The following is a 15,491-nucleotide window of genomic DNA, read 5'->3' as shown; positions in this document are numbered from 1 at the left end:
GAGCGCTCACGGCGTGTCCCATGCGTACCGGAAACACCCAGCCTACGCCGAACGGCCCGGTTCGGCTCGTTACGGTTGAGTGGGCGGGACGGCCCGGTTAGGATCGGAACACCTCCATTCATGCAGACGACGGCCGCCGCACCCAGCGCCCGCGTCGACACGGACCCACCCTCCAGCGACGTAGATCCGGTCCCGTCATCTCACCGTCTCCGGGCCGTCCAGCGCCCGCATTCCGAGGGGTACCCCGTCGTGATCTCGTCTTCCGTCCCACCGCGCCCGCGCACCGCCGCACCATCGCCCCTGCCCGACCTCGTCGATCGCCAGACCGACAAGAGCGACTGCGGCGTCGGCTTCATCACCCGCAAGGACGGTGTGCAGAGCCACGACGTCATCGCACTCGGCGACACCGCCCTGTGCGCCATCCCCCACCGCGGCGGCATGTCGTCCGAGGGTGTCGGCGACGGAGCGGGCGTGCAGATCGACCTCTCGGTCGACTTCTTCAGCTCTCTCGTCGGCAAGCCGCTCGTCGCCGGTCGGTTCGGCGTCGCGAACGTCTTCCTCCCGGTCGACCACGGTCGGATCGGCGATGCCGAGGCGCTCATCGAACGCTCGCTGGGCGAGGCCGGTTTCACCGTGCTGCTCGCTCGTGCCGTGCCGACGGTCGACGCCGTCCTGCGCCCGAAGGCCGTGCAGTACCAGCTGCCGATCCGGCAGTGGATCTTCGAGCCCTCGGACGACGCCTCCACAGAGGACCTCGACCGGCGCGCGCACGCGGCCCTGCTCGCGATCGAGGCGACCGCCTACACGGACCTCACCCTCGACGGCCTGTACCCGCTGTCGCTCAGCACGCGCACCCAGGTCCTCAAGGGACGCCTCAACTCCGGCGAGGTCATCCCCTACTTCGCCGACCTGGCCGACCCGCTGCACCGGGTCAGGACCCTCGCCTTCCACACCCGGTTCTCGACGAACACCGCTCCCCACCCGTCGATGGCGCAGCCCTTCCGCCTCATGGCGCACAACGGCGAGCTCAACACCGACCGCAAGAACCGTCTGTCCGAGACGGCGCTGGCGGCGTCACGTGGCCGGAAGATCATCCGGGCCAGGGGCCAGTCGGACAGCTCGCGACTCGACCAGACGCTGCACAGCCGCGTCGTCGAGGACGGCCTCGAACTGCTCGAGGCGGTCGTGTCGGTCATGCCCCCGGCCTGGGAGAACGATCGCACCCTGAGCCGCGAGGTTCGGGCGATGCTCGAGTACTTCTCGCTCGTCGAGGAGAAGAACGACGGCCCGGCCGCGCTCATCTTCAACGACGGCACGACCGTCGGCGCCCGCCTCGACCGCCTCGGCCTGCGCCCGTTGCGCAGCGTCGAGACGGCGGACTACCTCTGCGTCACCTCCGAGGCCGGGCAGCTGCCGTTCCCGGACGACGAGGTGGTCCACCGCGGTCGCATCGAGGCCGGCGGCATGCTCGCCTACGACCACCGCACGGGCACGCGCCTCCGCACGGGCGAGGCGCTCGAGCTCCTCGCGGCGCGCAAGGACTACCCGGCGATGCTCGCCGCATCGGCCACCGACCTCGACGCGCTCGAGGACCGGGGTGTCCCGGTGTCGGCACCGACGGCCTCGGCGGACGACGCCTTCGCCTACCGCGGTGGCCTGAGCCAGGTGCAGCGCTACGTCGCGTACTCCCTCAACCAGGAGAGCTTCCGGTTCATGACGGACCCGATGCTCGCCTCGGGCAAGGAGCGGATCTCGGCGATGGGCTACGGCAACGCCATCAACGCCCTGTCCGACCAGGAGGGCGGCCTGGCGAAGTACTTCTCCCAGCGCTTCGCCCAGGTGACCAACCCGCCGCTCGACAGCATCCGTGAGGCGGACGGCATGACCCTCCGGGTCGCGCTCGGCCCGAAGCCCGGCAGCGGCACGATCGGAACGAAGCAGCTCGTCCTCCGATCCCCCATCGTCAGCGAAGACGAACTGCGGCGCCTCAGCGCTCAGCACGAGTCGCCGGTCGCGTGGTTCGACATCCTCTACCGGCCCGAGGTGGACGCGCAGGCGAACGCCGACGCGCTCGAGGCCGCCGTCGAGCGCGTGGCCGCGGAGGTCGCCGGGTTCGCCGCAGAGAACGGCGGCATCGCAATCCTCAGCGACCGCGGCGTCCACGCGGAGGGTGCCGCCCTGCCGCTCATCCTCGTCGTGGCGGCCGTCAACCAGCGACTCATCGACGACGGCCTCCGGCTCCGCGTGTCGCTCGTGGTCGACAGTGGCCAGCTGCCGTCCTCGCACCACGTCGCCTCAGCCCTCGGCTTCGGAGCGTCCGCGGTGCACCCGCTCGCGGTCCGTCTCCGTGCCGAACAGCAGCACCCCGACGACGTCGAGGCCGCGTTCCGCCGGTTCGCCTACGCCGCCGAGAAGTCGCTCCTGAAGACCATGGGCCGGGTCGGCCTCTGCACCGTCGAGAGCTACATCGGCGGCGAGTTCTTCGAGCCGAACTACCTCGACACGAGCGACCCCGTGCTCGCGCGCGCCTTCCCGCACCTCCGCGCCCCCGTCGGCGGCGTCGGGTTCGCCGGGATCGCCCGGACGGCGAGCGCCTGGCACCAGCGCGCTCTGACGACGTCGAGCGACGCGGACGTCCCGCTCCTCGGCCTGTTCAAGGAACGCGCCGAGGGCGCCGGTCACTCCTACGGGACGACCGCGGTCCGCGGCTTCGTCGACCTCACCGAGGAACCCGTCCAGCTGCCGCGAGCGGACACCACGGCCGTCGACCGCGACGGCGGCACGCTCGGTGACGACCCGCTGCGCCTCCACACCATCGGGAACCTCGAGGACGCGTTCGGGATCGACGACGACGCCTACCAGCACACCTCCTTCGATGCCCTCGACGACGACGAGATCGACGCCTTCACCATCACGCCCGGCTACCGCTCCTTCGTCCAGTCGATGACGACCGAGCGGCGCCGTCGCCCGGCGGCCCTTCGCGACGTGCTCGTGCTGCCCGAGGACATCACGCGGCTGACCACCCCGGAGGAGTTCGCTCGCGAGCTCGACCGGCTCGGCCCCGTCGGCAACTCCTCGATCGTCGTCCGCGGCCTGCGTGCGACGCGGACCGAGCAGGGACGGCACCGGCTGCAGCTCACGGGACCGCTCGCAGGCGACCTCACCCGGGTCTCGGCGCTTGGCGAGTACTACGTCCACCGCTTCGGCGGCGAGGTGACGGGGCACTGGATCTCCGGTGGCGACCTCATCGTGGAGGCGACAGGCTCGGCCGACGACTACTTCTCGATGCTCGTCGAGGGTGCCGAGAGCATCTCGACCGACCTCGTCCAGCCGGCGAGCGAGATCACCCGATCCCTCGCGTCCGGGGCGATGAGCCACGGCGCCCTCGTGGCGACCGCGCACGAGGCGGTCGCGCACGGCACCAACATGGTCGGCGGGATGTCGAACAGCGGTGAGGGCGGCGAACACCTGTCCCGCTACGGCACCATCCGCGGCTCGCGCATCAAGCAGTTCGCCTCGGGCCGCTTCGGCGTCTGGGCCGGCTACCTCGCCGACCCGATGCTGCAGGAGCTCGAGATCAAGATCGGCCAGGGCGCCAAGCCCGGCGAGGGCGGTCAGCTCCCGGCGCCCAAGGTGACGGTGGACATCGCCGCCGCCCGGGGTGGCACGCCCGGCATCGAGCTCGTCTCGCCGCCGCCGCACCACGACACCTACTCGATCGAGGACCTCGCGCAGCTCATCCACGACTGCAAGGCGGCTCGGGTCCGCGTCGTCGTCAAGCTCGTCTCCTCCGAGGGCATCGGCACGATCGCCGTCGGCGTCGCCAAGGCCGGTGCCGACGTCATCAACGTGGCCGGCAACACCGGTGGGACCGGCGCAGCCGCCGTGACGAGCCTCAAGTACGCCGGACGCAGCGCCGAGATCGGCATCGCCGAGGTCCACCAGGCCCTCAGCGCGAACGGTCTGCGGTCGAAGGTCACGCTGCGCTGCTCCGGCGCGCACCAGACCGGTCGCGACGTCGTCATCTCCGCCCTGCTCGGCGGCGACAGCTTCGAGTTCGGGACCACCGCGCTCATGATGCTCAAGTGCGTCATGGCGAAGAACTGCAACGTGAAGTGCCCGGCTGGTCTCACGACCAACCCGGAGACCTTCGACGGCGACCCGCGCGCGCTCGCGCAGTACCTCCTGAACATCGCGCACGACGTCCGCGAGCGGCTCGCCATCCTCGGCCTCCGCTCGCTCCGCGAAGCCCGCGGTCGCACCGACCTCCTCCACCTCGTCGACCACCCGGCGGCCGTCGCAGACCTCGACCTGCGGGCCATGCTCGCGGTCGTCCCCGAGGTCGTCGTCACCGACCCCGTGTATCTGGAGAAGGACTTCACGCTCGACGACGCCCTCATCGAGCGTGTGCGCGCCGGCCTGTTCGACGACGGCCGGACGACGCTCGACCTGGGCGCCGAAGACACCGACGGCGGGATCCGACTCGGCAACCGCTGGCGTTCCGTGGGCGGGCAGCTCGCGATCGACCTCGAGCGCATCCTCAACCACGAGCTCGACGACGCCCAGGCGGCGGCGATCCCCTCCGTCGTCACCGACGACCGCGGCCACCGTTCGCTCGCCGCCGACACCGTGACCATCCGCACCGAGCACTCCGCGGGGCAGTCGTACGCGGCGTTCTGCGTCGACGGCCTGCACTGGCGGCACACCGGCACCTGCAACGACGGCGTCGGGAAGAGCGCCTCCGGTGGCACCATCGCGATCCTCTCCCCCGGCGGCGGCAGCTCGGAGGACGGCGGCAACGTCCTCATCGGCAACTTCGCGCTCTTCGGCGCGACCGGCGGCCGCACCTTCGTCCAGGGCGAGGCCGGCGACCGCTTCGCCGTCCGCAACTCGGGCGCCACCGCGGTCGTCGAGGGCGTCGGCGACTACGCCTGCGAATACATGACCAACGGCGCCGTGCTGAACCTCGGCGGCTTCGGGATCGGCTTCGGCAACGGGATGAGCGGTGGCTTCGTCTACCAGTACGACCCGCGGGGCGAACTGCCGAGCAAGGTCAGCGCGGACTCCCTCCTCCTCGGATCGATCACCGAGGGCGAGCAGGCGGCGTTCCACGAGGCCGCCGTGCTCCTGCTGCTGGAGTGGCACGTCGAGGCGACCGGCTCGCCGCTCGCCTCCCGGTTGCTCGCCGAGTGGGAAACGGCCAGGCACCAGTTCGTGTTCGGCATGCCGCGCGCGCTGCTGCTCTACCAGGACAGCGACGCGATCCTCGCGGCCAAGAGCCGCAAGGAACTCCTCGACGAGCTCGGCGCGGCCCTCGCGGCACAGCAGCTCCGCACCTTCAAGCTCGACTACCGCGACCGCCGACCGGTCCGCGGCGGTCGCGCCCCCGGACTCGGCGAGCCCGCGGCGGACCCGCAGGACGTCTACGCGCTCCTCACGAGCTACACGGTGCTGAAGCTCGCCCAGGAGGTCGCGCTGTCCCGCACACCCGGCGTCGACGACCCGGCGCACCCGCTCGTGCAGGCGAGCGTCCGCACGCTCATCCTCACCGAGGACTTCTTCGTCATGCAGCGGGTGCAGCGGGCGGCTCGAGAGCTGCTCGAACGGTACGACGACGGGGCGCTCGCCGCCATGATCGCCGCGAAGCGACTCCACGACTACACGGAGGCCCTGCGCCTGCGGAACGTGCGGTCGATCGACCACCCGGGCACCACGGGGTGGATCATGCACCAGCACGCCAAGAACCGTGCCCGATCCGCAGCGACCGGTGGCACCGAAGCACTCCTTGCATCGGCCGCTCTGGCCGAACTGACCCTGGCGGGTTCCCGATGAGCGCGCCCGAACTGGAGGGGACGATGACCTCGACCCAGGCCCCGGCAGCCAGCACACCGAGCCCGGTGCTCTTCGAGGCGCTCGCCGCGCTCGGCAGCAGCGCCGACGACCCGTTCATCCCGGCGGACGCGCCGTTCAGCCCCGAGCAGCGGGTCTGGCTCGCCGGATTCCTGGCAGGGGTCCGCTCCAGCGCGATCGACGCCACCGACGCCGGTGGCCGCACGCCGCAGCTCGCCCTGCACGTGCTCGTCGGGACGCAGACGGGCACCGCGGAGGCCATCGCGGAGGATCTCGGCCGAGCCGCCTCCGGCTACGGCGTCGCGGTGACGACGATCGGACTCGACGACGTCGAGGTCGACCGGCTCCCGACGATGGGACACGTCGTCGTCATCACCTCCACCTACGGCGAAGGTGAGATGCCCGACAACGCCGAACTGTTCTGGGAGACGCTCCAGGCGAGCACCGCACCACGCCTCGACGGCCTGAAGTTCTCCGTGCTCGCGCTCGGCGACTCCGGATACGACGGGTTCTGCCAGGCGGGCAAGCTCATCGACACGCGTCTGGAGCAGCTCGGCGCGGAACGCATCCTCGGGCGCGTGGACTGCGACGTCGACTACGAGGAGCCCGCAGCGGCGTGGACCACACAGGCCTTGTCGCTCTTCGGCGCCCTCGCCCCGACGGACGCCGACGCAGCACCCGCTCCCACGCCGGCGGCCAAACCGGCGAAGAAGCCCGGACGCACGCGTTCACCGTGGACCCGCAAGACGCCGTACGGCGCGACCCTCGCCGTCAACCGCGTCCTCTCCGGGCCGGCCTCGTCGAAGGAGATCCGGCACTACGAGTTCGACCTTGGCGACAGCGGCATCGAGTACGCGGCCGGCGACGCCCTCGGCGTCATGCCGAGCAACGACCCGGCGCTCGTCGACGCCATCATCGCCGAATTGGACGCGACCGCGGACGAGTCGGTCGACGGCTCGACGCTGGCGGACCGGCTCACCCACGGGTTCGAGATCCGCACCCCGTCGAAGGACCTCGTGGCCGAGCTCGCCGACCGCGCGCCGGACTCGGAGCTGGCGGGGATCCTCGCGCTCGCCCAGGCGGAGACGCTCGACTCCTGGTTGCGCGACCGCGACATCCTCGACCTCCTGCGCTCCACCGCGGTCCGGTTCGACGCCGCCGCGCTCCTCGACGTGCTGCGTCCGCTCCAGCACCGCGCCTACTCGATCTCGTCCAGTCCGCTGGCGGCCGACGGGCGCGTGCACCTCACCGTCGCGAGCGTCCGGTACGCGGTCGGCGACCGTCTGCACGGCGGCGTCGCGTCGACGCATCTCGCCGACCGGGTCGCGGAGGGTGCCACGAGCGGGATCTTCGTCTCCGCGAACGCGGGCTTCCGGGTGCCGTCGGACGACGATGCACCGCTCATCATGGTCGGCCCGGGAACCGGGATCGCACCGTTCCGTTCGTTCCTGCAGGAGCGCCGCGAGCGCGGGGCCACTGGTCGGAACTGGCTGTTCTTCGGCGACCAGCACCGGGCGCACGACTTCATCTACGAGGACGAACTCGGCGAGCTGCTCACCGGAGGGGTACTGGACCGTCTGGACCTCGCGTTCTCCCGCGACCAGCGCGAGAAGGTGTACGTCCAGACCCGGATGCGCGAGAACGGCAAGGAGCTCTACGCCTGGCTCGAGGAGGGCGGCCATTTCGCCGTCTGCGGCGACGCCTCACGGATGGCGAAGGACGTCGACCAGGCGTTGCACGAGCTCATCGCCGAGCACGGCGGGCGTTCGACGGAGGCCGCGGCCGAGTACGTGCACACGCTGAAGCGCGAGAAGCGCTACATCCGCGACGTGTACTGAGGCGCACCTCGACCGGTCCCTGGGCCTGTCGAAGGGCGCACCTCGACAGGCTCGGCGACCGGTCATCGGTCCCTGAGCCCAGCCCTCGGCCCCTGAGCCCGGCCCTCGGTCCCTGAGCCCAACCACCGGTCCCTGAGCCCAACCACCGGTCCCTGAGCTTGTCGAAGGGCGGTCAGGCGTTCTCGGCGCCGAGCAACGCCGCGGCGGCCCGTGCCTCGTACACGACGTCGTCGAGGTCGTCGCCCGCGACGTTGACGTGGCCGACCTTGCGCCCGGGGCGCGGGTCCTTGCCGTAGTTGTGCACCTTCGCCAGCGGGTGCGCACCGAGGACCTGCGGATAGCGGTCGTCGAGCGACCCCTCGGCCGGCCCGCCGAGCACGTTCACCATGACGGTCCAATCGCGATGGCAGCCCGTCCAGCCGAGGGGCAGGTCGAGGACGGCGCGCAGGTGCTGCTCGAACTGGCTCGTGACGCTGCCGTCCTGCGTCCAGTGCCCGCTGTTGTGCGGACGCATGGCGAGTTCGTTGATGAGCAGGCGGTCGTCGTCGGTCTCGAAGAGTTCGACGGCCAGGACCCCGGTCACCCCGAGCGCGGTCGCGACGGTCACGGCGATCTCCTCCGCGGTGTCGGCGAGCCGACCAGCCGAGCCGGGCGCCGGAGCGATGACCTCGCTGCACACCCCACCGAGCTGCACGGTCTCGACGACGCGCCACGGCACCACCTCGCCGGACGGGCGCCGGGCGACGAGCTGGGCGAGCTCGCGCCGGAACGACACCAGCTCCTCGACGAGCAGCGCTCCTCCGTTGGCGTCCTCGGAGAGCGCCGTGAACCAGTCGTCGACCTCGTTCGGTCCGTGGACGACACGGACGCCCTTGCCGTCGTAGCCACCACGTGGCGTCTTCACGACGCCCTTCCCGCCGTGCTCGGCGAGGAAGGCGGCGAGCTCCTCCTGATCGTGCACGCGCGCCCAGTCGGGCACCGGCAGTCCGAGCTCCGTCAGGCGTTCGCGCATGAGCAGCTTGTCCTGGGCGACGGCGAGCGCGTCCGGTCCCGGGTGCACCTGCACGCCGGCGTCGACGAGCGCCCGCAGGACGTGCTGCGGCACGTGCTCGTGGTCGAAGGTGATGACGTCGACCGTCTCGGCGAAGGCGAGCACCGTGTCGGCGTCGCGGTAGTCGCCCACCTCCACAGTGGCGAGCCGGGCGGACATGCCCTCCTGCTCGGCGAGCACCCGGATGTCGAGTCCGAGGTTCACGGCCGCAGGCACCATCATCCTGGCCAGCTGACCGCCGCCGATCACTCCGACGCGAATGCTCATGGGTTCACTCCAGCTCTCCGGCGACCGGCCGGCGGGTCTCGTTTCGGCAGGCGGGACGGGCGGATCCGGAGGCGGATCGGCGGGTGCCCCGACTCGAAACATCGTACCGGCCGGGCGCGCCCCGCACCGGTCAGCGTCGGACCGGTGGCTGCTGCATCGGAGGCGGTGCTGCCGGGTACGGCGCGGCGATGCTCTGGTTCTCGGCGACGAGCTCGTGCAGGGCGTTCTGGACGAGGACCGCGCCGGGCACGTCCCGCAGGACGACCGGCACCTCGCCACCGCTCGTCACCCGGACGTTGCCGCTACCGAAGGCGCTCTGCACCCAGCTCTTGTGCACCGTGATGCCGTAGCCGCGGGCGTGGTAGAGCTCCTGGCGCGTCCGCACGAAGAACCCGCGACGGACGATCAGTCGCCGGGTCGTGATCACGTAGCGGACGGACAGCCAGGCGATGAACGGCAGGACGCAGGCGACCAGCACGATCACCCCGCCGCCGATGAGGACGGCCCAGTTCTGCCACTCGAGGTCGAACGAGCCGAAGAAGTACGCACCGGCACCGCTCACCGCGATGAGCAGGAGCGCGGGGAGCAGGAGCCGCCGGGCATGCGGACGCAGGCGTGCGACCACACGTTCGGTCGCCGCCGCGGGAGGAGCCGGCCTGCCCGGCCCCGTCATACCGGGATCAGCCATACTCCCATTCTTAGCAGTCGCGGCAACCCGCCGCCTGCTCCCACCCCGCCCGTCGGCGATCCCGAGCATCCGTGCATCGGCCGCCCGGCTAGCATGAAGGCGTGAAACCGGCCGACAGCACCGCACCGACGGCGCAGCGCCCCGGCGTGGTCGGGTCGTTCCTCGAGGGGATCGGCATCCTCTTCGGCGGGTTCCGCCTCTGGGGCACCTCGCCGAAGCGCATGCTGCTCGGCATGATCCCCGCCGCGATCGTGGGCGTCGTGTTCATCGCGTTGCTCGTCGTCCTCGGCGTCAACGCCGCCACGATCGTCGACTGGGCGACACCGTTCGCCGACACCTGGGACGAGCCGTACCGCTCGTCCATCCGGGTGGCCGCCGCGGTCGCGTTGGTGGCCGTCGCCGTCGTGGTGATGCTGTACGCCTACGCCGCAGCGACGCTCCTCGTCGGCGACCCCTTCTACGAGCGGATCTGGGCCGACGTCGAACGCACCCTCGGCGACGCTCCTCCGGAGTCGGGTGAGTCCGCATGGCGCGGACTCCTCACCGGCGTCACCCGGGCACTCGGCCTGCTCCTGCTCACCATCCCGACGGCGGCCGTCCTCTTCCTCCTCGGCTTCGTCCCGGTGATCGGCCAGACGGTGGTCCCGGTGCTCGGGCTCGCCGTGAGCGGGTGGTTCCTCGCCCTCGAACTGACGGGCTACGCGTTCGACGCGAGGGGGTTGTCGTTGCGGGACCGCCGCCGGACCCTCGCCAGGCGACGCGCCCGCACCCTGGGCTTCGGGATGACGGTCGCGGTCCTCTTCCTCGTGCCGGTCCTGTCCGTGCTGGTCATGCCGGCCGCCGTCTCCGGCGCGACGGTGCTCGCACGCCGGTCCCTCACCGAACAGGCGGGGACGCTCAGCGCACGTGCGTGACGTCGCCGGCCGCCACCGCGACCGGCGCACCGCCGTCGGTCGGTCGGACGACGAGCCGCCCGTCCGCGTCGATCCGCTCGGCCGTGCCGGTCAGGACGTCGCCGCCGGGGAGTTCCACCCGCACCGAGCTGTCCAACGTCACGCATCGCTCGGTGACCGCTGCTCGGAGCCCGCTGGCCTCGGCGTCACCGGACGCCTCCAGGTAGGCGTCGTACAGGGTGCCGAAGGCGCGCAGGTAACCGACGAGGACGGTGTCGGGGTCCGGATCGGCGAGGCCGGCGAGCGCGAGCGAGGTTGACCGGTCGGTCGGCAGTTCCTCGGCACGCTGGCGGAGGTTGACACCGGTCCCGAGGATCACCGCGTCCCCGCTCGGCAGCAGCTCGGCGAGGATGCCGGACACCTTGCGACCGCCGATGAGCACGTCGTTCGGCCACTTCACGTCGGCGGCCACCCCGAGCTCCCGGAGCGACTCCGCGAGCGCCGCGCCCGCGAGGAGTGGGAGCCAGCCGTAGGCCTGCAGCGGGAGCGGACCACCCGACGGAGTGACCGGCCGGAGCAGGACCGACACGGCGAGTGATTTGCCGGGTGGCACCGTCCACACGCGACCGAGGCGACCGCGTCCCCCGCGCTGGTCGTCGGTGAGGACCACCGAGCGGTCGGGCCACGCGTCGCCGCCGTCCTCGCGCACGCGTCGGGCGAGTTCGTCGTTGGTGGAGCCGGCGTGGGCGAGGATCTCGAGGCGTGGCACGAGGGCGGCGGTGAGGGGCAGATCCATGGCACAACCCTACTGAGGCCGGTCGTCGGCGCCCGCGTCGCCCACCGGCACGCTTGGACGATGCCGACAACGGATCGGCGCGCCACTTGTACCCGATCGTCAACGGGTCGGCCGGGGGACCACCGGGTAAGGTGAAAGCGTGACCGACGAAACCACCTCCGGCCCTGACCTCTACACGACGGCCGGGAAGCTCGCCGACCTCAAGAACCGCTATCACGAGGCCGTGACGGCGAGCGGCGAAGCCGCCATCGAGAAGCAGCACAAGAAGGGCAAGCTCACCGCGCGGGAGCGCATCGCGCAGCTGCTCGACCACGGCAGCTTCGTCGAACTCGACGAGTTCGTGCGGCACCGCACGACCGCCTTCGGCATGGACCGCTCTCGGCCGTACGGCGATGCCGTCGTCACCGGCACCGGCACCATCCACGGCCGCCAGGTCGCCGTGTACTCGCAGGACTTCACCATCTTCGGCGGTTCGCTCGGCGAGGTCGCCGGCGACAAGATCATCAAGATCATGGACCTCGCCTTGAAGACGGGCGTCCCGATCATCGGCATGCTCGACTCCGGCGGCGCGCGCATCCAGGAGGGCGTCGTCGCGCTGGGTAAGTACGGCGAGATCTTCCGACGCAACACGCAGGCCTCCGGGGTCATCCCGCAGATCTCCATCATCATGGGTCCGGCGGCCGGCGGCGCCGTCTACTCCCCCGCACTCACCGACTTCGTCATCATGGTCGACAAGACCAGCCAGATGTTCGTCACGGGCCCCGACGTCATCAAGACCGTCACGGGCGAGGACGTCGGCATGGAGGAGCTCGGCGGCGGGTACACGCACAACACCCGCTCGGGCGTCGCGCACTACCTCGCGAGCGACGAGCCGGACGCCCTCGACTACGCCCGCACCCTTGTCGGCTTCCTGCCCGACAACAACCTGTCCGAGGCCACGGTCTTCGACGTCGAGGTGGAGCTGGAGACGACGGACGAGGACCGCCGACTCAACACCCTCATCCCCGACTCGCCGAACCAGCCCTACGACGTGAAGACCGTCATCGAGCACGTCGTCGACGACGCCGACTTCCTCGAGGTCCAGCCGCTCTTCGCGCCGAACATCGTCATCGGTTTCGCGCGCGTCGAAGGACGGTCGGTCGGTGTCATCGCCAACCAGCCCTCCCAGATGGCCGGGACGCTGAACATCGAAGCGGGCGAGAAAGCGAGTCGGTTCGTCCGGTTCTGCGACGCGTTCAGCATCCCGATCCTCACCCTGGTCGACGTCCCCGGCTACCTGCCCGGCACCGACCAGGAGTGGACCGGCGTCATCCGCCGCGGCGCGAAGCTCCTCTACGCCTACGCCGAGGCCACGGTGCCCCTGGTCACCGTCATCCTGCGCAAGGCCTACGGCGGCGCCTACATCGTCATGGGCTCGAAGCAGCTCGGGGCCGACATCAACCTCGCCTGGCCCACGGCCGAGATCGCGGTCATGGGCGGGCAGGGTGCCGTCAACATCCTGTACCGCGGCGAGATCAAGCGGGCCGAGGAAGCCGGCGAGGACGTCGCCGCCGTGCGCACGCGCCTCGCGAACGAGTACACCTACAACGTCGCGAGCCCGTTCCTCGCCGCCGAGCGCGGCGAGCTGGACGGCGTCATCGAACCGGCGGCCACGCGGGTCTCGGTCATCAAGGCGCTCCGCGCGCTCCGGACGAAGCGTGCGAGCCTGCCCGCCAAGAAGCACGGGAACATCCCGCTGTGAGCACCGGCGCCGAGCCGAACACGACCGAGCCGTCGTCGATCGATCTCCGGATCGAGCGCGGTACCCCGACCGACGAGGAACTCGCGGCGCTCACCGCGGTGCTGAGCGTCGCGATCGCCGAACAGGCGCTGCGTGACGCCGACACCGCCCCGGCACCCCGCGTCCCGTCGACGTGGGAGCGGACGAGGCGGAACCTCCGCACAGGGATCACCGTGGGCCCAGGACACTGGCGCGCGTTCACGGGCTGAGCCGTCTCGAGGGAGGACTCACGCCGGTTGCCCCTCGCGGCGCGCGGTGCTGTCCCCCATTCGTGTCCTCCATAGTGCCGACTGTCGGGGGTACCCCTGATGGAGGATCATCATTCTCGAAAGTTGCGTCTCATCGAGACCACTTCACCAGCTCCTGCTCCATCTAGGGTAAGCGGGCAGGAGTTCGGGGGCGGGTCAGAGCGGTATTCGGGTTACCGCTCTGACCCACGAACGTCACGGAGGGCCAGCATCGGGTGCTGGCCCTCCTTTCGTTCGTCCGGGACCCGGCACGCCGACAGGCTCAGCGACCGAGCGAGGTGCGCTCGGATGCGTTCTGGTCCGTGGGCTCGTCGAAGGGCAAACGGAGAACCTCCCGCTCCGGTGATCCTCTCCCGGTCCCTGAGCAACCCCCTCCCGGTCCCTGAGCAACCTCCTCCGGTCCCTGAGCTTGTCGAAGGGCCCACGAAGAAGCATCCACAACCGGCGACGCCCCACCGTTCCCTGAGCGACCCCCGCCGGTCCCTGAGCCTGTCGAAGGGCACACGAGGAACCTCTCGCCCTGGTGACCCTCCTCCGGTCCCTGAGCCTGTCGAAGGGCACACGAGGAACCTCTCGCTCCGGTGACCCTCTTCCGGTCCCTGAGCTTGTCGAAGGGCACACGAGCAACTTCCACAACCGGCACAACTCGGCATCTGGAATGTCAGTGGTCCATGATGGACTTGTTCCATGACCGAGACCACCCGCACCGCGATCCGCGTCGGCGACGAATACGCCACGCAGCTGGCGGAGTTCTCGGACGAGTGGACTGAGCTCCACCGGCAGCAGGCCGTCCTCGACGCACGGAAGGCGCGCCTCCTGGCCCGCTCCGCCGCCTACGCGTACGCCTTCGCCGACGCCACGGTCCCGGCGATCTTCCCGCCTGCCGAGCGGCAGACGCTCTCGCGCCGGTCGACCTGCGCAGCCCTCGCGATGGCGACCCGCACCCCCGAGCTGGCCGTTCAGCGGGCGACGAACGACGCCGAGCGGCTCGTGAACGACGCGCCTGCCGTGCTCGCGTCGCTTGAGGCCGGCCGCATCTCGGTCCGGCACGCGCAGACGATCATCGACCAACTCAGTGATGTACCGGCTGCAGGGCGGGCGGTGTTCCTCGCTGAGGTCCTGCCGGTTGCGGAGGAGTCCACCAACGCGAACCTCCGCAGGCGCGCCCGCGTGCTCCGCGAGCGCCTCCACCCCGAGTCCATCACCGCGCGAGCGGTCCGCTCCGAGGCGGACCGCCGGGTCGAGTTCGAGCCCGCGGCCGATGGCATGGCTTGGGTGCATCTCTTCACCACGGCGCCCATCGCGCAGGGCATCATCGAGCGCATCGAGGCGGCCTCCGCCGAGTCGCGTCAGGTCGGCGACACCCGGACGTGCGCTCAGCTGCAGGCCGATGCCCTCGCGGCGCTCGCCCTGACAGGTGTCACTCCCGACGACGTGATGTCGAGCCCGGTCCTCCCGCACCCCATCGAGGTGCAGGAGCACCTCAAGCCGACCGTGCAGATCACCGTCCCGGCGCTGAGCATGGCCGGCGTCTCCGACGCACCCGGCATGCTCGATGGCTATGGCCCGATCGACCCGGAGACCGCCGCGCGTATCGCCGTGAACGCACCGACCTTCACCCGGATCCTCGTGCAGCCAGAAACTGGTGCGCTGCTCTCCGTCGGGCGGAAGCAGTACCGGGTCCCGGCCGACCTGCAACGGGCGGTCCGTCTCCGGGACGGCACCTGTCGCGCACCCGGTTGCGGCAGGCGAGCCAGGGCCTGTGATCTCGACCATTCGGTCGCGTGGGAAGACGGTGGGACCACGGATGTGGGGAACCTCGCCTGCCTGTGTCGACATCACCACCGGCTGAAGCACCTCCCCGGGTGGAACCTCGAACACGGAGCCGGCGGCGTCCTCGACTGGACGACACCCGACGGGAAACACCACCGGACCGAACGGGACCCTGCACCGTTCTGACCTGCCTCGGTGTCCTCAGATCGAAGGGTTCCTCGTGGGCACTTCGACAGGCTCAGTGACCGGGAGAAGTGCACCCGGAACGATGAGGCGACCTCGTGGGCACTTCGACAGGCTCAGTGAC

9 protein-coding genes are annotated in these 15,491 nt (G+C 70.8%); 6 read left to right on the top strand and 3 right to left on the bottom strand.

Features of this window, described 5'->3' with window-relative positions; translation table 11 throughout:
• Positions 1–249 precede the first annotated feature (249 nt).
• Both ACZZZB_RS16700 and ACZZZB_RS16695 read left to right on the top strand, forming a co-directional pair.
• Positions 250–5,832 (top strand): glutamate synthase-related protein, encoded by a 5,583-nt coding sequence (locus tag ACZZZB_RS16700; protein WP_463530295.1) that lies wholly within the window; start codon positions 250–252, stop codon positions 5,830–5,832.
• A 23-nt stretch (positions 5,833–5,855) separates the two neighbouring features.
• A complete protein-coding gene (locus ACZZZB_RS16695; protein ID WP_463530294.1) occupies positions 5,856–7,688 on the top strand; it encodes a sulfite reductase subunit alpha in 1,833 nt (610 codons plus the stop codon).
• 172 nt (positions 7,689–7,860) lie between these two features.
• On the opposite strand, the gene ACZZZB_RS16690 is transcribed toward ACZZZB_RS16695, so the two are convergent.
• Together ACZZZB_RS16690 and ACZZZB_RS16685 are read right to left on the bottom strand one after the other, a co-directional pair.
• Positions 7,861–9,006, bottom strand: a complete 1,146-nt coding sequence (locus tag ACZZZB_RS16690) for a 5-(carboxyamino)imidazole ribonucleotide synthase (protein ID WP_463530293.1) — start codon at positions 9,004–9,006, stop codon at positions 7,861–7,863.
• A 130-nt stretch (positions 9,007–9,136) separates the two neighbouring features.
• A complete protein-coding gene (locus tag ACZZZB_RS16685; protein ID WP_231884331.1) occupies positions 9,137–9,694 on the bottom strand; it encodes a PH domain-containing protein in 558 nt (185 codons plus the stop codon).
• Between the two features lie 101 nt (positions 9,695–9,795).
• Here ACZZZB_RS16685 and ACZZZB_RS16680 point away from each other — a divergent pair, with 101 nt between their 5' ends.
• Entirely contained in the window at positions 9,796–10,608 is an 813-nt protein-coding gene (locus tag ACZZZB_RS16680; RefSeq protein ID WP_463530292.1) for an EI24 domain-containing protein, read from the top strand.
• Here the strand turns inward: ACZZZB_RS16680 and ACZZZB_RS16675 are convergent.
• Positions 10,592–11,383, bottom strand: a complete 792-nt coding sequence (locus ACZZZB_RS16675; protein WP_463530291.1) for a biotin--[acetyl-CoA-carboxylase] ligase — start codon at positions 11,381–11,383, stop codon at positions 10,592–10,594. The two genes, ACZZZB_RS16680 and ACZZZB_RS16675, sit on opposite strands and share 17 nt — an antisense overlap.
• A 139-nt stretch (positions 11,384–11,522) precedes the next feature.
• Between ACZZZB_RS16675 and ACZZZB_RS16670 the strand changes: the two genes are divergently transcribed.
• The 3 genes from ACZZZB_RS16670 (at position 11,523) to ACZZZB_RS16660 (ending at position 15,370) form a co-directional block, all read left to right on the top strand.
• A complete protein-coding gene (locus ACZZZB_RS16670; protein ID WP_137243414.1) occupies positions 11,523–13,124 on the top strand; it encodes an acyl-CoA carboxylase subunit beta in 1,602 nt (533 codons plus the stop codon).
• Positions 13,121–13,372, top strand: a complete 252-nt coding sequence (locus tag ACZZZB_RS16665; RefSeq protein ID WP_124769700.1) for an acyl-CoA carboxylase subunit epsilon — start codon at positions 13,121–13,123, stop codon at positions 13,370–13,372. Before ACZZZB_RS16670 ends, ACZZZB_RS16665 begins: the two co-directional genes overlap by 4 nt.
• A 726-nt stretch (positions 13,373–14,098) precedes the next feature.
• Positions 14,099–15,370, top strand: coding sequence for an HNH endonuclease signature motif containing protein (locus ACZZZB_RS16660; RefSeq protein WP_463530290.1), 1,272 nt, complete (start codon positions 14,099–14,101; stop codon positions 15,368–15,370).
• Positions 15,371–15,491: the final 121 nt, after the last annotated feature.

The organism is Plantibacter sp. AC185, assembly GCF_979258065.1.
Note: the sequence above shows the minus strand (reverse complement) of the source record. Positions and strands in the feature narration are given on the sequence as shown.

Bases quoted from the DNA above. Each gene is read 5' to 3' on its own strand.
- ACZZZB_RS16695 (WP_463530294.1), top strand. From the start codon at position 5,856: ATGACCTCGACCCAGGCCCCGGCAGCCAGCACACCGAGCCCGGTGCTC.
- ACZZZB_RS16690 (WP_463530293.1), bottom strand. From the start codon at position 9,006: ATGAGCATTCGCGTCGGAGTGATCGGCGGCGGTCAGCTGGCCAGGATG.
- ACZZZB_RS16685 (WP_231884331.1), bottom strand. From the start codon at position 9,694: ATGGCTGATCCCGGTATGACGGGGCCGGGCAGGCCGGCTCCTCCCGCG.
- ACZZZB_RS16675 (WP_463530291.1), bottom strand. From the start codon at position 11,383: ATGGATCTGCCCCTCACCGCCGCCCTCGTGCCACGCCTCGAGATCCTC.
- ACZZZB_RS16660 (WP_463530290.1), top strand. From the start codon at position 14,099: ATGACCGAGACCACCCGCACCGCGATCCGCGTCGGCGACGAATACGCC.